Here is a 20,239-nt window from a genome sequence, read left to right as displayed (position 1 = left end):
GGTCTGTCAGTACCCCTCCGAAAGGGACACATCCGGTGAACGAGAAGGCCGACCTCCAGTCCGTTCTCGACCGCGCCGCCGCGGGTGGCCGGATCACCCCCGAGGAGGCGCTCGACCTCTACCGCTCGGCTCCGCTGCACGCGCTGGGCGCGGCCGCCGACGCCGTGCGCCGCCGCCGCTACGCCGGTACGGAGCACATCGCGACGTACATCATCGAGCGGAACATCAACTACACGAACGTGTGTGTGACGGCCTGCAAGTTCTGCGCCTTCTACGCGCCGCCGAAGGACACCGCCAAGGGCTGGACCCGCGACCTCGACGACATCCTGCGCCGCTGCGCGGAGACCGTCGAACTCGGCGGCACCCAGATCATGTTCCAGGGCGGCCACCACCCGGACTACGGCGTCGAGTACTACGAGAAGCACTTCGCGGCCATCAAGAAGGACTTCCCGCAGCTGGTCATCCACTCCCTCGGCGCGTCCGAGGTCGAGCACATGGCCCGGATCTCCGGCGTCTCCGTCGAGGAGGCCATCACCCGGATCCACCAGGCCGGTCTCGACTCCTTCGCGGGCGCCGGCGCCGAACTCCTGCCGGAGCGGCCGCGCAAGGCGATCGCCCCGCTCAAGGAGAGCGGCGAGCGGTGGCTGGAGATCATGGAGATCGCGCACGGGCTCGGCGTCGAGTCGACGTCCACGATGCTGATGGGCACGGGCGAGACGAACGCCGAGCGCATCGAGCACCTGCGGATGATCCGTGACGTGCAGGACCGGACGGGCGGCTTCCGGGCCTTCATCCCGTACACGTACCAGCCCGAGAACAACCACCTCAAGGGCCGTACGCAGGCGACGCTCTTCGAGTACCTGCGGATGATCGCGATCGCGCGGCTCTTCCTGGACAACGTGGCCCACATCCAGGGCTCGTGGCTGACCACGGGCAAGGAGGTCGGCCAGCTGTCGCTGCACTACGGCGCGGACGACCTGGGCTCGATCATGCTGGAGGAGAACGTGGTCTCCTCGGCGGGCGCGAAGCACCGCTCGAACCGCATGGAGATCATCGACCTGATCCGCAAGGCGGGCCGGGTGCCGGCGCAGCGCGCGACAACGTACGAGCACCTGCTCGTGCACGAGGACCCGGCGAACGACCCGGTGGACGAGCGCGTCGTCTCGCACATCTCGTCCACGGCGATCGAGGGTGGCACGGCCCATCCCGAGCTGAAGCTGCTGAACGCCAACTGAGGCCGTGGTGCTCACGATTCACGTCGCCGAGGCGTCGCCCGAGACCGCGGTCCTGGTCGACGGCGCGCGCCTCGCCGCCGTCGGCCCGTACGAGGACCTGGCCGCCGCGCGGCCGGAGGCACGGGTGCGGCGGTGGCCCGGCATCCTCACGCCCGGGCTGCTCAACCCGTACGCGCCCGAGCTGCTCGAAGGCACCTACCACCCGGATCCGCGGGAGGCCGAGGAGTTCGGCACCCAGCCGATCACGGGACAGCGCGCCCAGGAGATCTTCCGCGCCGACCCCTCGCGGCGGGGCGCCTCCGCGCGGCGCGGCGTGCAGCGGATGCTGGCGCACGGGACGGTCGCCGTCGCCGGTGAACTGCGCAGCCGGGCCGCGGTGGACGCGGTGCGCCGGGCCGGACTCGCCGTCGGCCGGCGCCCGGAGGTGCTGCCGGGGCCCCCGTCCTTCTCCCCGGTCCCGCTGGTCCTCCTCCCCCGCCTGGCCCCGGGCGGCCCGGCCCGCTTCGCCATCTTCGACGTCCCCGACCACACCGCCCTCGTCCGCCGCGGCGCGTCGACGTGCGTAGCCACGATCATCGAGGGCCGTCTCCTCTTCCGCCGCCGCTGAGACGGGGCCGGTCCCGGGCAGCCGAGGGGGTGGCTGACACAATGGGCGGGTGACCCGAGCCTCCCTGGACAAGCAGCCGCACGAAGTCGCCTCGATGTTCGACGGCGTGGCGGCGAACTACGACCTCACCAACGACGTGCTCTCGCTCGGTCAGGACCGGCGCTGGCGCAAGGAGGTCGCCAAGGCGGTCGACGCCCGCCCCGCGCAGCGGATCCTGGACCTGGCGGCCGGGACCGCGACCTCCTCGCAGCCGTTCGCCCGCGCGGGGGCGTACGTCGTGCCCTGCGACTTCTCGCTCGGCATGCTCCAGGTCGGCAAGAAGAGGCACCCGTGGATGCCGTTCACCGCCGGCGACGGCATGAACCTCCCCTTCCGGGACGAGGTCTTCGACGCCGTCACCATCTCCTTCGGGCTCCGCAACATCCAGGACACCGAGGCCGCGCTGCGCGAGCTGTACCGGGTGACGAAGCCCGGCGGCCGGGTCGTGATCTGCGAGTTCTCGCACGCGACCTGGGCGCCGTTCCGCACGGTGTACGAGGAGTACCTGATGCGCGCCCTGCCGCCGGTCGCGCGCGCGATCTCGTCCAACCCGGACGCGTACGTCTACCTCGCCGAGTCCATCAGGTCCTGGCCGGACCAACCGGCCCTCGCCGCGCTGCTCCAGAAGGCGGGCTGGGAGAAGGTCGCCTGGCGGAACCTCTCGGGCGGCATCGTCGCCCTCCACCGGGGTTTCAAGGCCTAGGCCCGGCCCCCGGGCCCCAGGAACCCCGGCAATAGACTGCAACCGACCTGTCCCGTCCTCGACCTTCGGGAGACACCGCCGTGACCGAGCAGCCCCTCTCCGAGCACAGCGCAGATGTGATCGTCGTCGGGGCGGGCCCGGCCGGTTCCACGACCGCGTACTACCTCGCCAAGGCCGGACTCGACGTCCTGCTCCTGGAGAAGACCGCGTTCCCCCGCGAGAAGGTCTGCGGCGACGGGCTCACGCCCCGCGCCACCAAGCAGCTCGTCGCCATGGGGATCGACATCTCCGAGGAGGCCGGCTGGCTGCGCAACAAGGGCCTGCGGATCATCGGCGGCGGCGTGCGGCTCCAGCTCGACTGGCCGGACCTCGCCTCGTACCCCGACTACGGACTCGTCCGCAAGCGCGACGACTTCGACGAGCAGCTCGCCCGGCAGGCGCAGAAGGCCGGCGCGCGCCTTTACGAGCGCTGCAACGTCCAGGCGCCGGTCATCGACGACCGCACCGGCCGGATCACCGGCGTGACCGCCAAGCTCGGCGAGGAGAAGCGCGAGGTCACCTTCCACGCGCCGCTCGTCGTCGCCGCCGACGGCAACTCGACCCGGCTCTCCCTCGCCATGGGCCTGCACCGGCGCGAGGACCGGCCGATGGGCGTGGCCGTACGGACGTACTTCACGAGCCCCCGCCACGACGACGACTACCTGGAGTCCTGGCTGGAGCTGTGGGACCGCCGCGGCCCGCAGGACCGTCTTCTGCCCGGCTACGGCTGGATCTTCGGCATGGGCGACGGCACGTCCAACGTCGGCCTCGGCATCCTCAACTCCTCCTCCGCCTTCAAGGAGCTGGACTGGCGCGAGGTCCTCAAGGCCTGGTGCGCCTCGATGCCGGAGGACTGGGGCTACACCCCGGACAACATGACGACGCCGATCCGCGGCGCCGCGCTGCCGATGGCCTTCAACCGCCAGCCGCACTACACCAAGGGCCTGCTGCTCGTCGGCGACGCGGGCGGCCTGGTCAACCCGTTCAACGGCGAGGGCATCGCGTACGCCATGGAGTCCGGCCAGCTCGCGGCCGACGTCATCGTCCAGGCGCACGCCCGGTCGACTCCGGCCCAGCGCGAACTGGCCCTGCACAACTACCCGAAGATCCTCAAGGACACCTACGGCGGGTACTACACGCTCGGCCGCGCCTTCGTGAAGATCATCGGCAACCCGAAGATCATGAAGATCGCGACCCAGCGCGGCCTGACCCACCCGGTGCTGATGAAGTTCACGCTGAAGATGCTGGCGAACCTGACCGATCCGACCGGCGGCGACGCGATGGACCGCATCATCAACGGCCTGTCGAAGGTGGCCCCGAAGGCCTGAACGACCGCCGGTAGTCGGACGGGGACACCCCGACCGTACGGGTGAAGTGGCGCCGCAGGTTCGCCGCGGTGCCCAGGCCGCTGCGCTCGCCGATCTGCTCCACCGGCAGGTCGGTCGACTCCAGGAGCGCCTGCGCACGGGCCACCCGCTGGTGCAGCAGCCACTGCAACGGCGTGGTCCCGCAGGCCTCCCGTATCCGCCGGTGGAAGGTCCGCGGGCTCATCCGGGCCCGCCGGGCCATCGCCTCCACCGTCAGCGGCTCGTGCAGGCGCTCCACCGCCCAGTGGAGCACCGGTCCCAGACTGTCCACGTCGCTCGGCGGCAGCGGCGCCTCGACGAACTGGGGCTGCCCGCCCGGGCGGTGCGCCGGGACGACCAGCCGGTTGGACAGCTCGGCCGCGATCCCGGCGCCGAGGTCCTTGCGGACGATGTGCAGGAGCAGGTCGAGGCCGGCGGCGGCGCCCGCGCTGGTGAGCACGCGCCCCTCGTCGGTGTACAGCACCGAGGCGTCGACGGTGAGCCGCGGGTGCCGGGCGGCCAGCGCGGGCGCGTAGTCCCGGTGGACGACGGCCCGGTGGCCGTCGAGCACCCCGGCCGCCGCGAGCGCGAAGGCGCCGGTGCACATCGAGACCATGCGCGCCCCCGACGCGTCCGCCTCCCGCAGCGCCGCGACGAGCTCGGCGGGCACCTCCTGCCGCCCCTCCGCCATCGCGTCCGGCACCGACGGCACGATCACGGTGTCCGCGCCCACCAGCCCGTCCAGACCGTGTGTGCCGTGCGGGGCCGGACCGCAGACCCGGAGCTCGTACCAGGGATCCGCCAGGTCCGTGTACGGGACCCCGAACACCATGGACGCGGTGGACAGTTCGTACAGATCCCACACGGACAGCCCGCCCCGCTCGTCGGGCACGAGGGCGATGGCGACGACTCCTGCACTCATGCTCCGACGGTACGCCCACCCTCTGACACCCCTCTGACACCCTGGCAGGAATCGTGCGGGCGCCGTCAGTCCTGCCCCTGTCGGCCGGATTCCGCCGCTGCGAGCGTGGACGTCATGAACAAGCAGAACGTCCCCGTCCCCGTCCCCGTCACCGTCACCGCCACCGTCACCGTCACCGTCATCGGCCTCGGGCAGATGGGCACCGCCCTCGCCGACGCCTTCCTCGCCGCCGGCCACCCCACCACCGTCTGGAACCGTACGCCGGGCCGGGCCGACGCCCTGGTCGCCCGCGGCGCCTCCCGCGCCGCCACCGTCGCCGAGGCCGTCGCGGCGAGCGAGCTCGTCGTGGTCTGCGTCCTCGACTACACCGCCGTACGCGAACTCCTCGCCCCGGTGGCCGGATCGCTGCGCGGCCGGACCCTGGTCAACCTCACCAGCGGCTCTCCGGAGCAGGCCCGCGCGGAGGCGGAGTGGGCGGCGACGCACGGCGTCGGCTACCTGGACGGCGCCATCATGACGACCCCGCAGGGCATCGGCGACAGCGCCGGCATGATCCTCTACGCGGGCTCGCCCGACCTGCTCGCCGCACACCGGGCGACCCTGGCGGTGCTCGGCGACCCGGTCGGCCTCGGCCCGGACGCCGGACTCGCCTCGCTGTACGACGCCGGGCTGCTCGGGCTCATGTGGTCGGTCTTCGGCGGCTGGCTGCACGCGACCGCCCTCGCGGGAGCGGACGGGGTGGCGGCCAAGGACTTCACCGCGCTCGCGAACCGCTTTCTGCCCACGGTCTCCTGGTTCATGACGGGGTACGCCGAGCAGATCGACGCGGGGGAGTACCCGGGCGCGGACGCCACGATCGACGTCCACGTGGCCGCCATCGGGCATCTGCTGCACGCGGGGGAGGCGCGCGGCATCGACAACCGGCTGCCGGAGCTGCACCTGGAGCTGATGCGGCGCGCGGTCGACGCGGGGCACGGCGGGGACAGCTACGCCCGGATCATCGAGGCCTTCCGGGGCAAGTAGGACAAGAACGAAGAAAAGCCGTCACTCCCCCGAGGAGTGACGGCCCTTCGTACGTCAGGTGATCAGGCGGTCAGAGGATCCGGACCGCGCCCGACGGCATGTCCCAGTCCAGGGAGCGCTCGACGACACCGGTCGACGGGTTCTGCGCGCCGACGTACATGCCGCCGCCCACGTAGATGGCCACGTGGTACGAGCCGCTGCGGCTGCCCCAGTACAGGATGTCGCCCGGCTGGAGGTTGCTCAGCGAGACGGACGTACCCATGGACGACTGGGAGCTGGAGACGCGGGGCAGGTCGATGCCGGCCTGGCGGTAGGCGGCCTGGACGAGGCCGGAGCAGTCCCAGGAGTTGGGACCGGTGCCGCCGGAGACGTAGGCGTCGCCGACCTGGGCGCGGGCGAAGGCCACGATCGCGGCGGCGGAGCCGGTGGGGGCCTGCGTGTCGCCGTACGAGGAGCCGGAGGAGGACGCGGAGAGCGAGGTGCGTGCCTGGGTGCGGGAGGCGCGCTCCTGGGCCTCGGCGCGGGCCTTCTCGGCGCGCTCGGCCTCGGCCTTCGCGGCCGCGGCCTTGCGGTCGGCCTCGGCCTTGGCCTTCTTGGCGTCCTTGGCGGCCTTCTCGAGGGCGGCCGTCTCCTGTGCCTGCAGGCTCAGGTCGAGGGCCTCCTGCTGCGACGCCTCGGCGGAGGCGGAGACGGCGCTCGCGAGGCCGGCGTCGAGCGCGCCGAGCGTGGGCATCTCGATGGTCTCGGTCACCGGCTCGGCATTCGCCGGCCCGGCAGCACCGGCCACCGCGATGGTGCTGAGGACGCCACCGGCAACTCCGGCGCGGAGCGTGAGCTTCGATGCGCTTCGGCGGGGTTTCCGGTGGCTGGGTATGTGAGCGGTGTGGGACATGAGTACAACCGCTATCAGGGCTTCACGGTTCCCTTCAAGAAACGTGGGTTGCGCCACAGTTACGTTCGGAATCACCTAATCCGCTTATCAGGCACCCTTATTGACGCCGTAACGGACAATACGGGCACGGCCTATCAGGCCCTTGATCACGGGTTTTCCGCGAAACGTCCGAATTGACCGCCGCTTACCACCTCTTCACACCGATGGCCAAGCCCCGCTTTCCTGAGGCGGGTGCGCGTGTGGTGCAGGTCACACCCGGGGGTCCATCAGGCGGTCGGGCGGCTCGTGAATCGGCGCACGCGTCGGTACGCGCGTCCACTTCGCTCCGACGGGCCCCTCGACCGGGCGACGGGCGGGTCCTTTATCACTCACCCGGGTCCGTCGCCAATTTGCCTGTAAGTACCACCGCTTGATAGTGCGGCACCGCTCCGACCAGCGGTTTCCGGTCCGGATGTCACAACTGGTGATCACCTGGGCGCTTCGAGTACCAAGATCACTGCTCATCCGACTTCATGATCCTTCGTCAGGTGGTGGAGATCACAAAGTCGTTGGCGTACCCCGTGTCGCAGATCACAGAGGGGCAGGCATAAGATGCGGGGCAGTCGGGCTTGTGAACTGCCTCACATGGGGGCGATCTTTGTGCCCGGCCGTGCGGTCCAACGGTCAAGGACGACTGGAAGGAGCGAGGAGCGTGAATGCGTACGCGCCCATCCTCGTGCTCGGTGCCCTGGGTGCGGGGTTTGCGATCTTCTCCGTGGTCATGGCCACGCTAATCGGCCCAAAGCGGTACAACAGGGCAAAGCTTGAGGCGTACGAGTGCGGCATCGAGCCGACGCCCACTCCGGCCGGAGGCGGCCGCTTCCCGATCAAGTACTACCTGACGGCGATGCTCTTCATCGTCTTCGACATCGAGATCGTCTTCCTCTACCCCTGGGCCGTCACCTTCGACGCCCTGGGGCTTTTCGGGCTCGTGGAGATGCTGCTCTTCGTGCTCACCGTCTTCGTCGCCTACGCCTACGTGTGGCGGCGCGGCGGCCTGGAATGGGACTGAGGGGCTGAGGAGCACCCATGGGACTCGAAGAGAAGCTGCCGAGCGGATTTCTGCTGACGACGGTCGAACAGGCCGCGGGCTGGGTGCGGAAGTCGTCCGTCTTCCCCGCGACCTTCGGCCTCGCCTGCTGCGCCATCGAGATGATGACGACCGGCGCAGGCCGCTACGACCTGGCGCGCTTCGGCATGGAGGTCTTCCGCGGCTCGCCGCGCCAGGCCGACCTGATGATCGTCGCCGGCCGGGTCAGCCAGAAGATGGCGCCGGTCCTGCGGCAGGTCTACGACCAGATGCCGAACCCCAAGTGGGTCATCTCCATGGGAGTGTGTGCGTCTTCGGGCGGAATGTTCAATAATTATGCAGTTGTGCAGGGTGTTGACCATGTTGTGCCGGTTGACGTCTATTTGCCGGGTTGTCCGCCGCGCCCGGAGATGCTGATGGACGCGATTCTCAAGCTCCACCAGAAGATCCAGAGCTCCCCCCTCGGCGTGAACGCCGAGGAGGCGGCCCGCGAGGCGGAGGAAGCGGCGCTCAAGGCCCTGCCGACCATTGAGATGAAGGGTCTTCTCCGGTGAGCGACGAGACACCGAACCCCGAGAAGGACCTCTCCGAGCAGAACCTTCCGGGTCAGCGCGGGGAGCACGGCGAGGAGGTCCGCGTCCAGCGCGGGATGTTCGGCGCCAACAACGGCGGCGACACCTCCGGCTACGGCGGCCTCGTCCGCTCCGTACGCCTCCCGGGCGCGGCGGCCCGCCCGTACGGCGGCTGGTTCGACGAGGTCGCCGACGAACTGGAGGGCGCCCTCGACGAGCAGGGGCTCCTGCCCGAGAACGCCATCGAGAAGACGGTCGTCGACCGCGGCGAGATCACCTTCCACATCGCCCGCGAGCACCTGGTGCGGGTGGCGAGGACCCTGCGCGACGACCCTGCCCTGCGCTTCGAGCTCTGTACGGGCGTCTCCGGCGTCCACTACCTCGGCGACAAGGGCCGCGAGCTGCACGCCGTCTACCACCTGCGCTCGATCACCCACGGCCGGCTGATCCGCCTGGAGGTGTCCGCCCCGGACGCCGACCCGCACATCCCGTCGCTCGTCGCGGTCTATCCGACGAACGACTGGCACGAGCGCGAGACGTACGACTTCTTCGGCATCGTCTTCGACGGCCACCCCGCCCTCACCCGGATCATGATGCCGGACGACTGGCAGGGCTTCCCGCAGCGCAAGGACTATCCCCTCGGCGGCATCGCCGTCGAGTACAAGGGCGCCCAGATCCCGGCTCCGGACCAGCGGAGGTCGTACTCGTGAACACCCCCTCTGCCTCCCCTCGGGAGACGACGGAAGGCACCGTCTACACGGTCACCGGCGGCGACTGGGACGAGGTCGTCGAGTCCGCCGCCAAGGCCGACGACGAGCGCATCGTCGTCAACATGGGCCCCCAGCACCCGTCCACGCACGGCGTGCTCCGCCTGATCCTGGAGATCGACGGCGAGACCGTCACCGAGGCCCGTTGCGGCATCGGCTACCTCCACACCGGCATCGAGAAGAACCTCGAGTACCGGAACTGGACGCAGGGCACCACCTTCGTCACGCGCATGGACTACCTCACCTCGTTCTACAACGAGACGGCGTACTGCCTGGGCGTCGAGAAGCTGCTCGACATCACCGACCAGATCCCGGCCCGCGCTTCGGTCGTCCGCGTGCTCCTGATGGAGCTCAACCGGCTCTCCTCCCACCTGGTGGCCATCGCCACCGGCGGCATGGAGCTGGGCGCCACCACGATCATGATCTACGGCTTCCGGGACCGCGAGATGATCCTGGACCTGTACGAGCTGATCACCGGCCTGCGCATGAACCACGCGTTCATCCGCCCCGGCGGCCTCGCCCAGGACCTCCCGCCCGGCGCCGTCGACGCCGTGCGCGAGTTCGTGAAGACCATGAAGAAGAACCTGCCGGAGTACGACAAGCTCGCCACCGGCAACCCCATCTTCAAGGCCCGGATGCAGGACGTCGGCTACCTCGACCTCACAGGGTGCATGGCGCTCGGCGCCACCGGACCGATCCTGCGCTCCGCGGGCCTCCCGCACGACCTGCGCAAGACCGACCCGTACTGCGGCTACGAGAACTACGAGTTCGACATCCCGACCGCCGACACCTGCGATGCCTACGGCCGCTTCCTCATCCGCCTGGAGGAGATGCGGCAGTCCCTGCGGATCGTCGAGCAGTGCCTCGACCGCCTGGCGCCCGGCCCGGTCATGGTCGGCGACAAGAAGATCGCCTGGCCCGCGCAGCTCGCGCTCGGCCCGGACGGACTCGGCAACTCCCTCGACCACATCAAGAAGATCATGGGCACCTCCATGGAGGCCCTGATCCACCACTTCAAGCTGGTCACCGAGGGCTTCCGCGTCCCGGCCGGACAGGCCTACGCGGCCGTCGAGGCGCCCAGGGGCGAACTGGGCGTGCACGTCGTCTCCGACGGCGGCACCCGCCCCTACCGGGTCCACTTCCGCGACCCGTCCTTCACCAACCTGCAGGCCATGGCGGCAATGTGCGAGGGCGGCATGTTCGCCGACGTCATCGTCGCCGTCGCGTCCATCGACCCCGTGATGGGAGGCGTCGACCGATGACGGACGGACACACCAGTCTCGGGATGCCCCAGCTCCCCGCCCCCGACTACCCGGCCGAGGTACGCGCCCGGCTGGAGGCGGACGCCAAGGAGATCATCGCCCGCTACCCGGGGTCCCGCTCCGCGCTCCTGCCGCTGCTGCACCTCGTGCAGTCGGAGGAGGGCCATGTCTCCCGTACCGGCATGAGGTTCTGCGCCGAGGTCCTCGGCCTGACCACCGCCGAGGTCACCGCGGTCGCCACCTTCTACACGATGTACCGCCGCAAGCCCTCCGGCGACTACCAGGTCGGCGTCTGCACCAACACGCTCTGCGCCGTCATGGGCGGCGACGCCATCTTCGAGGAGCTGAAGGAGCACCTCGGCGTCGGGAACGACGAGACGACGCCGGACGGCAAGGTCACGCTGGAGCACATCGAGTGCAACGCGGCCTGCGACTTCGCGCCCGTGATGATGGTCAACTGGGAGTTCTTCGACAACCAGACGCCCGCGTCCGCCAAGAAGATCGTCGACGACCTGCGGGCCGGCCGCCCGGTCGAACCGACGCGCGGCGCGCCGCTGTGCACGTACAAGGAGACCGCCCGCATCCTGGCCGGTTTCCCCGACGAGCGCGAGGGGGCCGTCGAGGCCACCGGTGGGGCCGGCCCGGCCTCGCTCGTCGGGCTGCGGCTGGCCAAGGGCGAGACCCCGCACCACAAGATCGTCCACCCGCGCGGCGAATCGGCCAGTGGGGAGGGGGAGTGATGACCTTGGCACCCGAGATCAACAACAGCAGCCCCGAGAAGCTTCTCGCGCCGGTCCTGTCGGCGTTCTGGGACCAGCCCGACTCCTGGACCCTGGAGACGTACAGGAGGCACGAGGGGTACGAGGGCCTGCGGAAGGCCCTCGCGATGTCGCCCGACGAGGTCATCGCGTACGTCAAGGACTCCGGTCTGCGCGGCCGCGGCGGCGCCGGCTTCCCCACCGGAATGAAGTGGCAGTTCATTCCGCAGGGCGACGGCAAGCCGCACTACCTCGTCGTCAACGCCGACGAGTCCGAGCCGGGCACCTGCAAGGACATCCCGCTCCTCTTCGCCAACCCGCACTCCCTGATCGAGGGCATCGTGATCGCCTGCTACGCGATCCGGTCGAACCACGCCTTCATCTATCTGCGCGGCGAGGTCGTGCCCGTCCTGCGCCGCCTCCACGAGGCCGTCCGCGAGGCGTACGAGGCCGGCTACCTCGGCGAGAACGTCCAGGGCAGCGGACTGAACCTCGAACTCACCGTGCACGCGGGCGCCGGCGCGTACATCTGCGGCGAGGAGACCGCGCTGCTCGACTCGCTCGAAGGACGGCGCGGCCAGCCCCGGCTGCGTCCCCCCTTCCCCGCGGTCGCCGGTCTGTACGCATGCCCCACTGTGGTGAACAACGTCGAGTCCATCGCGTCCGTTCCCGCGATCTTCAACCGGGGCAAGGACTGGTTCAAGTCGATGGGCAGCGAGAAGTCCCCGGGCTTCACGCTCTACTCGCTCAGCGGGCACGTCGCCACGCCGGGCCAGTACGAGGCCCCGCTCGGGATCACGCTGCGCCAGCTCCTCGACATGAGCGGCGGCATGCGGCCGGGCCACCGGCTGAAGTTCTGGACCCCCGGCGGCTCCTCCACCCCGCTCCTCACCGATGAGCACCTCGACGTCCCGCTCGACTACGAGGCCGTGGGCGCCGCCGGCTCGATGCTCGGCACGAAGGCGCTCCAGTGCTTCGACGAGACGACGTGCGTGGTCCGGGCCGTGACCCGGTGGACCGAGTTCTACGCGCACGAGTCCTGCGGCAAGTGCACGCCGTGCCGCGAAGGCACCTACTGGCTGGTGCAGTTGCTCCGCGACATCGAGGCCGGCAAGGGCCAGATGTCCGACCTCGACAAGCTGAACGACATCGCCGACAACATCAACGGCAAGTCGTTCTGCGCGCTCGGCGACGGCGCCGCCTCCCCGATCTTCTCCTCGCTGAAGTACTTCCGCGAGGAGTACGAGCAGCACATCACCGGCCGGGGCTGCCCCTTCGACCCGGCCAAGTCGACCGCCTGGGCGGACAACCACAAGGAGGTGACGGCATGACGGTCACCACGTCGAACCCGGCCGGAGGCGAGGCCGCCGTCCCGCCGGAGGATCTCGTCTCGCTGACCATCGACGGCGCCGAGATCTCCGTCCCCAAGGGGACCCTGGTCATCCGCGCCGCCGAGCAGCTCGGCATCGAGATCCCGCGGTTCTGCGACCACCCGCTCCTCGACCCGGTCGGCGCCTGCCGGCAGTGCATCGTCGAGGTCGAGGGCCAGCGCAAGCCGATGGCGTCCTGCACCATCACCTGCACGGACGGGATGGTCGTCAAGTCGCAGCTGACGTCGCGGGTCGCCGAGAAGGCCCAGCACGGGGTGATGGAGCTGCTGCTCATCAACCACCCGCTGGACTGCCCGGTCTGCGACAAGGGCGGCGAGTGCCCGCTGCAGAACCAGGCCATGTCCCACGGGCAGGCCGACTCCCGCTTCGAGGGGAAGAAGCGGACGTACGAGAAGCCGATCCCGCTCTCCCCGCAGGTGCTCCTGGACCGTGAGCGGTGCGTGCTGTGCGCCCGCTGCACCCGGTTCTCGCAGCAGATCGCGGGCGACCCGATGATCGAGCTGCTCGAGCGCGGCGCGCTGGAGCAGGTCGGCATCGGCGAGGGCGAGCCCTTCGAGTCGTACTTCTCCGGGAACACCATCCAGATCTGCCCGGTGGGCGCGCTGACCTCGGCGGCGTACCGGTTCCGCTCCCGCCCCTTCGACCTGGTGTCGTCGCCGAGCGTGTGCGAGCACTGCGCGGGCGGCTGCGCGACGCGCACCGACCACCGGCGCGGGAAGGTCATGCGGCGGCTCGCGGCGGAGGACCCGGAGGTCAACGAGGAGTGGCTGTGCGACAAGGGGCGGTTCGCGTTCCGGTACGCCCAGCAGCGCGACCGGCTGAGCACGCCGCTCGTCCGCAATGAGGCGGGCGTCCTCGAAGCCGCGTCCTGGCCGGAGGCCCTGGAGGCGGCGGCCCGCGGCCTGGTCCGGGGCCGTACCGGCGTCCTGGCCGGCGGGCGGCTGACCGTCGAGGACGCGTACGCGTACGCCAAGTTCGCCCGGGTCGCCCTCGACACGAACGACGTCGACTTCCGGGCCCGGGTCCACTCCGGCGAGGAGGCCGACTTCCTGGCCTCGCAGGTCGCGGGCCGTGGGCGGGACCTGGACGGCAGCGGGGTCACGTACACCTCGCTCGAAGCCGCCCCGGCGGTGCTGCTCGTCGGCTTCGAGTCCGAGGAGGAGGCGCCCGGCGTCTTCCTGCGGCTGCGCAAGGCCTGGCGCAAGCACGGCCAGCAGACGTACGCGCTGGCCGCGTTCGCGACCCGGGGCCTGGAGAAGGCGGGCGGCACGCTGCTTCCGGCCGCGCCCGGCACCGAGACGGAGTGGCTGGACGCGCTCACCTCGCGCACCGGACTCGACGAGGACGGTACGCGGGCGGCGGAGGCGCTGCGCCGGGACGGCGCGGTCATCGTGGTCGGCGAGCGTCTCGCCGCGGTGCCCGGCGGGCTGACCGCGGCGGTGCGGACGGCGGCGGAGACCGGCGCGAAGCTGGTGTGGATCCCGCGCCGGGCCGGAGAGCGCGGCGCGCTCGAAGCCGGCGCGATCCCGACGCTGCTGCCCGGCGGCCGGCCCGCGACCGACCCACGCGCGCGTGAGGAGGTCGCGGCCGCCTGGGGCGTACGCGAACTCCCGCACGGCTACGGCCGCGACACCGGCCAGATCATCGAGGCCGCGGCCACCGGCGAACTGGGCGCACTGCTCGTCGGCGGTGTCGAGGTCCGCGACCTGCCGGACCCGGCACGCGCGCGTGAGGCGCTCGACGCGGCGTTCGTGGTCTCCCTGGAGCTGCGGCCGAGCGAGGTCACCGAGCGGGCGGACGTGATCCTGCCGGTCGCCGCGGTCGCCGAGAAGCCCGGCACGTTCCTCAACTGGGAGGGCAGGGCACGGCTCTTCGAGGCCGCGCTCAAGCCCGAGCAGATGACCCGGACGCTGCCGCCGGCGGACGCGCGCGTGCTCCACATGCTCGCCGACGCCCTCGACGCGCACCTGGCCCTGCCCGACCTGCGCTCCATCCGCCGGGAGCTGGACCGGCTCGGCGGCTGGGACGGCGAGCGGGCCTCCGCGCCCAACGAGCCCGCACAGCCCGCGCCCCGCCCCGGCGAGGGCGAGGCGGTCCTCGCCGGACACCGGCTCCTGCTCGACCTGGGCCGCCTCCAGGAAGGCGACACGGCCCTGGCCGGCACCCGCCACGCGGCGGTCGCCCGCCTCTCGGCCACCACCGCCGCCGAGACGGGCGTCAAGGACGGCGACCTCCTCGCCGTCACCGGCCCGACCGGCACCACCCGCCTCCCCCTCCAGGTCACCCAGATGCCCGACCGCGTGGTCTGGCTCCCCCTCAACTCGACGGCGGGCGGCGTCCTCTCCGACACAGGCGCCCACCCAGGCACCGTGGTCCGCATCGGCCCGGCGGGTGCCACTGACGTGGTGGAGGTCCGGTCATGACCGCATCCTTCGCCCGGCCGGGCGAAGCCCAGGCCGTCGCGGGCCGTGGCCCCGCAGGGGCGCGCCCCCGTCCCCACACCGTCCGGCCGGGCGAAGCCCCGGCCGCCCCCGCACGGGAGGTGCGCTCATGACGGGCCTCGCCCCACTCGCGGACGCCCAGCGCAGCGTCCTCGCCGCTGAAGACCTCTCCATGTTCGGGACGGACCCCTGGTGGCTCGTCGCGATCAAGGCTGTCTTCTGTTTCGCCTTCCTCATGGTCACCGTGCTCTTCTCCATCGTGTGGGAGCGCAAGGTCGTCGCCTGGATGCAGCTGCGCATCGGGCCCAACCGGCACGGGCCCTGGGGGCTCCTCCAGTCCCTCGCGGACGGCATCAAGCTGATGCTGAAGGAGGACGTCGTCGTCAAGCGCGCCGACAAGGTCGTCTACATCCTCGCGCCGATCATCGCCGCCGCCCCCGCGTTCATGGCCATCGCCGTGATCCCGTTCGGCCCGGCAGGCAACGAGGTCTCGATCTTCGGGCACCGCACCACGATGCAGCTCACCGACCTGCCGATCGCGATGCTGTACGTCCTCGCGATCGCCTCCGTCGGCATCTACGGCATCGTCCTCGCCGGCTGGTCCTCCGGCTCCACGTACCCGCTCCTCGGCGGCCTGCGCTCCTGCGCCCAGATGATCTCCTACGAGATCGCCATGGGCGCCGCGTTCGCCTCCGTCTTCCTCTACGCCGGGTCGATGTCGACCTCGGCCATCGTCGAGGCGCAGGCGGACCGCTGGTTCGTCATCCTGCTGCCGGTCTCGTTCATCATCTACATCGTCACGATGGTCGGCGAGACCAACCGCGCCCCCTTCGACATGCCCGAGTCCGAGGGCGACCTCGTCGGCGGCTTCAACACCGAGTACTCCTCCATCAAGTTCGCGATGTTCATGCTCGCCGAGTACGTGAACATGGTGACCGTCTCCGCCGTCTCCGTGACTCTCTTCCTCGGCGGCTGGCGCGCCCCGTACCCGGTCTCCACCTTCTGGGAGGGCGCGAACCACGGCTGGTGGCCGATGCTCTGGTTCGTCCTCAAGGTGCAGCTGCTGCTCTTCTTCTTCATCTGGCTGCGCGGCACCCTGCCCCGCGTCCGCTACGACCAGCTGATGAAGCTCGGCTGGAAGGTCCTCATCCCGGTCTCGGTGCTCTGGCTGATGCTGGTCGCCACCGTCCGCGCCCTGCGCAACCAGAACGTCGGCTTCCAGAACATCGTGCTGTACGTCGCCGGAGCCGTCATCGCCGTCCTGCTCCTCTCCTTCATCGCCGACATGTTCCGCGACCGGAAGGCGAAGGCGGCCGAGGGCCCGGCCGACGGCGAGCCCGCCTTCGACCCGATGGCCGGCGGATTCCCCGTACCGCCCAAGCCCGGACAGTCCCTGCCGCCCGTCCCACGGCGCAGGCCACGCCACGACCGCGAACTGGTTGTCAGTGGTGCCCCCGATACTGCTACTGAGAGTGATGGAAAGGAGACGGACAGTGTCTGATTTCCAGAATCCGGTGGCCGGGTTCGGCGTGACCTTCAAGGCCATGTTCAAGAAGCGGCTGACCGAGCAGTATCCGGAGGAACGCAAGACGACGGCGCCGCGCTTCCACGGCCGGCACCAGCTCAACCGTCATCCGGACGGTCTGGAGAAGTGCATCGGCTGCGAGTTGTGCGCCTGGGCCTGCCCCGCGGACGCCATCTACGTGGAGGGCGCGGACAACACCGACGAGGAGCGCTACTCCCCGGGCGAGCGCTACGGCCGCGTCTACCAGATCAACTACGCCCGCTGCATCTTCTGCGGGCTGTGCATCGAGGCCTGCCCCACGCGCGCGCTGACGATGACCAACGAGTTCGAACTGGCCGACACCTCGCGGGCGAACCTCATCTTCACCAAGGAGCAGCTCCTCGCGGGCCTGGAGGAGGGCATGGTCGACACGCCGCACGCCATCTACCCGGGGATGGACGAGCAGGACTACTACCGGGGCCTGGTCACCGAGGCCGCCCCGGGCACCGTCCAGCAGGTCGCCACCTCCAAGGGAGAGAAGGGCGAGCCGGAAGAGGTGGACGCATGAGCGCCCAGAACCTCGCGGCGTACGCCACCTCCGACGGCCAGACCTTCCAGTTCTGGGTCCTCGGCACCGTCGCCGTGCTCGGCGCCCTCGGCACGGTCCTGATGAAGAAGGCCATGCACAGCGCCCTCTCACTGGCCGGCACGATGATCGTCCTGGCGGTCTTCTACCTCGCCAACGGCGCGTACTTCCTCGGCATCGTCCAGATCGTCGTCTACACCGGCGCGATCATGATGCTGTTCCTCTTCATCGTCATGCTGGTCGGTGTCACGGCCGCGGACTCCCTGAAGGAGACCATCAAGGGCCAGCGCTGGTGGGCCGCGGCCTGCGGGCTCGGCTTCGGCATCCTGCTGATCGCCGGCATCGGCCAGGCCTCCCTGACGGAGTTCAACGGACTCGGCGCGGCCAACAGCGCGTACGGCGGGAATGTGGAGGGCCTCGCCGCCCTCATCTTCACCAAGTACGTCTTCGCCTTCGAGATCACCGGCGCGCTGCTCATCACCGCGGCCGTCGGCGCGATGGTCCTCACCCACCGCGAGCGCACCGAGCGGGCCCGCACCCAGCGCGAGCTGTCCGAGCAGCGGGTACGGGAAGGCAAGCACGTTCCGCCGCTGCCCGCGCCGGGTGTCTATGCCCGGCACAACGCGGTGGACATCGCCGGTCTGCTGCCCGACGGCACGCCGGCCGAGCTGACCGTGATGCAGACGCTGCGCAGGCGCGGCCAGATCCGCGACGTTTCGGCGGAAGCACTCGCCGACCTCAAGGCGCTTGAACAGCGCTCCGAGGAGCGGCTCGGCCGGGACCGGAACGCGCTCGGCCGGGACCGGGACGAAGAGGAGGCCTCGCGGTGAATCCCGTCAACTATCTCTACCTCGCCGCTCTGTTGTTCACCATCGGCGCGGCCGGGGTGCTGATCCGGCGCAACGCGATCGTGGTCTTCATGTGCGTCGAGCTGATGCTCAACGCCTGCAACCTCGCGCTCGTCGCCTTCTCCCGGATGCACGGCAATCTCGACGGCCAGATCATCGCCTTCTTCACGATGGTCGTCGCCGCCGCGGAGGTCGTCGTCGGGCTCGCGATCATCGTGTCGCTGTTCCGTTCCCGCCACTCGGCCTCGGTCGACGACGCCAGCCTGATGAAGCTGTAAGGGGCTGAATTGTGGACAACATGATCGTTCTGCTCATCGCGGCGCCCCTGCTGGGAGCGGCCGTCCTGCTGTGTGGCGGGCGGCGCCTGGACAAGGCCGGGCCCGTGCTCGGCACGCTGCTCGCGGCCGCCTCCTTCGTCATCGGCCTGGTCCTCTTCGCCGACATGCTCGGCAAGCCCGTCGACGAGCGGGCCATGTTCCAGCACCTGTTCACCTGGATCCCCGTCGAGGGCTTCCAGGCGGAGATGGCCTTCCAGCTCGACCAGCTGTCGATGACGTTCGTGCTGCTGATCACCGGCGTGGGCTCGCTCATCCACCTGTACTCGATCGGGTACATGGCGCACGACGAGCGCAAGCGCCGCTTCTTCGGCTATCTGAACCTGTTCCTCGCGGCGATGCTGCTCCTCGTCCTCGCCGACAACTACCTGCTGCTGTACTTCGGCTGGGAGGGCGTCGGTCTCGCCTCGTTCCTCCTGATCGGCTTCTGGCAGCACAAGCCCAGCGCGGCCACCGCCGCGAAGAAGGCCTTCCTGGTCAACCGGGTCGGCGACATGGGCCTCTCGATCGCCGTCATGATCATGTTCACCACCTTCGGGACCTTCGCCTTCGGGCCGGTCCTGGAGTCGACCGGTGAGGCGTCCAAGGGCACGGTGACGGCGATCGCCCTCATGCTGCTCCTCGCCGCCTGCGGCAAGTCGGCCCAGGTGCCGCTGCAGTCCTGGCTCGGGGACGCGATGGAGGGCCCGACCCCGGTCTCGGCGCTCATCCACGCGGCCACCATGGTCACCGCCGGTGTCTATCTGATCGTCCGCTCCGCCGACATCTTCAACGCCTCCCCGGACGCCCAGCTCGCGGTCGTCGTGGTCGGCGCGGTCACGCTCCTCTTCGGTGCGATCGTCGGTTGCGCGAAGGACGACATCAAGAAGGCGCTCGCCGGCTCGACGATGTCGCAGATCGGCTACATGATCCTGGCCGCGGGCCTCGGCCCCATCGGCTACGTCTTCGCGATCATGCACCTGGTCACGCACGGCTTCTTCAAGGCCGGGCTCTTCCTCGGCGCCGGTTCGGTCATGCACGGCATGAACGACGAGGTCGACATGAGGAAGTACGGCGGCCTCCGGAAGTACATGCCGGTCACCTTCGTCACCTTCGGCCTCGGCTATCTCGCGATCATCGGCTTCCCGGGCCTGTCCGGCTTCTTCTCCAAGGACAAGATCATCGAGGCGGCCTTCGCCAAGGGCGGCACCGAGGGCTGGATCCTCGGCGGCGTCGCCCTGCTGGGCGCGGCCATCACCGCGTACTACATGACGCGCGTGATGATCATGACGTTCTTCGGCGAGAAGCGCTGGCAGCCCGCGCCCGACCCGGACAAGACGCCCGGCATCGAGCCCGGCGTCGAGGTGGAGCCCGGCGAGATGCCGCACCCGCACGAGTCACCGAAGGTGATGACGGTCCCGATGATCCTGCTGGCCGTCGGCTCCGTGGGCGCGGGCGGCTTCTTCGCCATCGGCGACCGGTTCATCAACTGGCTCCGGCCGGTGACCGAGTTCGAGCACGGGCACCCGCCGATCGGCGCGGCCGCGATCACCACGGCCACCGTCGCGGTCATGGTGCTCGGCGTCGGGCTCGCGTACCTCCAGTACGGGCGCAGGCCGGTACCGGTCACCGCCCCGCGCGGTTCGCTGCTCACTCGGGCCGCCCGCCGGGACCTGCTCCAGGACGACTTCAACCACGCCGTCTTCGTCACGGGCGGCACGCACCTCACCCGCTCGCTCGTCTACGTCGACCACAGCCTGGTCGACGGTGTGGTCAACGGCACCGCGGCCTCCGTCGGCGGTCTGTCCGGCCGGCTGCGCAAGGTGCAGAACGGCTACGCCCGCACGTATGCGGTCTCCATGTTCGGAGGTACGGCGGTGCTGATCGCCGCGACCCTGCTGATGAGGGCGGTGTAACTGCC

Annotated in this window: 19 protein-coding genes; 17 read left to right on the top strand and 2 right to left on the bottom strand. The window is 70.2% G+C overall.

The window, feature by feature from the left end; all coding sequences use genetic code 11:
• Positions 1-35: 35 nt before the first annotated feature.
• The 4 genes from mqnC (at position 36) to ACZ4VI_RS04685 (ending at position 3,951) form a co-directional block, all read left to right on the top strand.
• On the top strand, positions 36-1,235 hold the full coding sequence (gene mqnC, locus ACZ4VI_RS04700) for a cyclic dehypoxanthinyl futalosine synthase (protein ID WP_467996595.1): 1,200 nt from the start codon (positions 36-38) through the stop codon (positions 1,233-1,235).
• A 7-nt stretch (positions 1,236-1,242) separates the two neighbouring features.
• On the top strand, positions 1,243-1,842 hold the full coding sequence (locus tag ACZ4VI_RS04695; protein WP_467996593.1) for a hypothetical protein: 600 nt from the start codon (positions 1,243-1,245) through the stop codon (positions 1,840-1,842).
• Between the two features lie 49 nt (positions 1,843-1,891).
• A complete protein-coding gene (locus ACZ4VI_RS04690) occupies positions 1,892-2,584 on the top strand; it encodes a demethylmenaquinone methyltransferase (RefSeq protein ID WP_467996591.1) in 693 nt (230 codons plus the stop codon).
• Between the two features lie 80 nt (positions 2,585-2,664).
• Positions 2,665-3,951 (top strand): geranylgeranyl reductase family protein, encoded by a 1,287-nt coding sequence (locus ACZ4VI_RS04685; RefSeq protein ID WP_467996590.1) that lies wholly within the window; start codon positions 2,665-2,667, stop codon positions 3,949-3,951.
• On the opposite strand, the gene ACZ4VI_RS04680 is transcribed toward ACZ4VI_RS04685, so the two are convergent.
• Positions 3,917-4,891 (bottom strand): GlxA family transcriptional regulator, encoded by a 975-nt coding sequence (locus tag ACZ4VI_RS04680; RefSeq protein WP_467996588.1) that lies wholly within the window; start codon positions 4,889-4,891, stop codon positions 3,917-3,919. The two genes, ACZ4VI_RS04685 and ACZ4VI_RS04680, sit on opposite strands and share 35 nt — an antisense overlap.
• A 114-nt stretch (positions 4,892-5,005) precedes the next feature.
• Here ACZ4VI_RS04680 and ACZ4VI_RS04675 point away from each other — a divergent pair, with 114 nt between their 5' ends.
• Entirely contained in the window at positions 5,006-5,914 is a 909-nt protein-coding gene (locus ACZ4VI_RS04675) for an NAD(P)-dependent oxidoreductase (protein WP_467996586.1), read from the top strand.
• 70 nt (positions 5,915-5,984) lie between these two features.
• Here the strand turns inward: ACZ4VI_RS04675 and ACZ4VI_RS04670 are convergent, their stop codons facing one another.
• Positions 5,985-6,806: a C40 family peptidase gene (locus tag ACZ4VI_RS04670; RefSeq protein WP_467996584.1), complete on the bottom strand. Its 822-nt coding sequence runs from the start codon at positions 6,804-6,806 to the stop codon at positions 5,985-5,987.
• 691 nt (positions 6,807-7,497) lie between these two features.
• On the opposite strand from ACZ4VI_RS04670, the gene ACZ4VI_RS04665 reads away from it, so the two are divergent.
• The 12 genes from ACZ4VI_RS04665 to nuoL all read left to right on the top strand — a co-directional run bounded on the left by ACZ4VI_RS04665 (position 7,498) and on the right by nuoL (position 20,234).
• Positions 7,498-7,857, top strand: a complete 360-nt coding sequence (locus ACZ4VI_RS04665) for an NADH-quinone oxidoreductase subunit A (protein WP_030494815.1) — start codon at positions 7,498-7,500, stop codon at positions 7,855-7,857.
• Between the two features lie 17 nt (positions 7,858-7,874).
• Complete coding sequence (locus tag ACZ4VI_RS04660; RefSeq protein ID WP_467996582.1) at positions 7,875-8,429, top strand: NuoB/complex I 20 kDa subunit family protein; 555 nt, start codon at positions 7,875-7,877, stop codon at positions 8,427-8,429.
• Positions 8,426-9,157 carry an NADH-quinone oxidoreductase subunit C gene (locus tag ACZ4VI_RS04655; RefSeq protein WP_467996580.1) on the top strand — a complete coding sequence of 244 codons (732 nt, stop codon included), beginning with the start codon at positions 8,426-8,428 and terminating at the stop codon, positions 9,155-9,157. Before ACZ4VI_RS04660 ends, ACZ4VI_RS04655 begins: the two co-directional genes overlap by 4 nt.
• The gene (locus ACZ4VI_RS04650; RefSeq protein ID WP_467996578.1) at positions 9,154-10,476 is read left to right on the top strand and encodes an NADH-quinone oxidoreductase subunit D; all 1,323 of its coding nucleotides are present in this window, start codon (positions 9,154-9,156) and stop codon (positions 10,474-10,476) included. Before ACZ4VI_RS04655 ends, ACZ4VI_RS04650 begins: the two co-directional genes overlap by 4 nt.
• Entirely contained in the window at positions 10,473-11,216 is a 744-nt protein-coding gene (nuoE, locus tag ACZ4VI_RS04645) for an NADH-quinone oxidoreductase subunit NuoE (protein WP_467996576.1), read from the top strand. Before ACZ4VI_RS04650 ends, nuoE begins: the two co-directional genes overlap by 4 nt.
• On the top strand, positions 11,216-12,565 hold the full coding sequence (gene nuoF, locus ACZ4VI_RS04640; protein WP_467996575.1) for an NADH-quinone oxidoreductase subunit NuoF: 1,350 nt from the start codon (positions 11,216-11,218) through the stop codon (positions 12,563-12,565). The genes nuoE and nuoF overlap by 1 nt, the downstream gene beginning before the upstream one ends.
• The gene (locus tag ACZ4VI_RS04635; protein WP_467996573.1) at positions 12,562-15,048 is read left to right on the top strand and encodes an NADH-quinone oxidoreductase subunit G; all 2,487 of its coding nucleotides are present in this window, start codon (positions 12,562-12,564) and stop codon (positions 15,046-15,048) included. Before nuoF ends, ACZ4VI_RS04635 begins: the two co-directional genes overlap by 4 nt.
• 127 nt (positions 15,049-15,175) lie before the next feature.
• Entirely contained in the window at positions 15,176-16,567 is a 1,392-nt protein-coding gene (gene nuoH, locus ACZ4VI_RS04630; RefSeq protein ID WP_467996572.1) for an NADH-quinone oxidoreductase subunit NuoH, read from the top strand.
• Positions 16,560-17,138: an NADH-quinone oxidoreductase subunit NuoI gene (nuoI, locus tag ACZ4VI_RS04625; RefSeq protein ID WP_467996570.1), complete on the top strand. Its 579-nt coding sequence runs from the start codon at positions 16,560-16,562 to the stop codon at positions 17,136-17,138. The genes nuoH and nuoI overlap by 8 nt, the downstream gene beginning before the upstream one ends.
• Positions 17,135-17,986: an NADH-quinone oxidoreductase subunit J gene (locus ACZ4VI_RS04620; protein WP_467996568.1), complete on the top strand. Its 852-nt coding sequence runs from the start codon at positions 17,135-17,137 to the stop codon at positions 17,984-17,986. The genes nuoI and ACZ4VI_RS04620 overlap by 4 nt, the downstream gene beginning before the upstream one ends.
• Positions 17,983-18,282, top strand: coding sequence for an NADH-quinone oxidoreductase subunit NuoK (nuoK, locus tag ACZ4VI_RS04615; RefSeq protein WP_064070011.1), 300 nt, complete (start codon positions 17,983-17,985; stop codon positions 18,280-18,282). Before ACZ4VI_RS04620 ends, nuoK begins: the two co-directional genes overlap by 4 nt.
• Positions 18,283-18,293: 11 nt before the next feature.
• Entirely contained in the window at positions 18,294-20,234 is a 1,941-nt protein-coding gene (gene nuoL / locus ACZ4VI_RS04610; protein WP_467996566.1) for an NADH-quinone oxidoreductase subunit L, read from the top strand.
• Positions 20,235-20,239 lie beyond the last annotated feature (5 nt).

The sequence above is a fragment of the Streptomyces sp. NPDC029169 genome (assembly GCF_055563935.1).
This window is presented reverse-complemented; position numbering and strand designations above follow the sequence as displayed.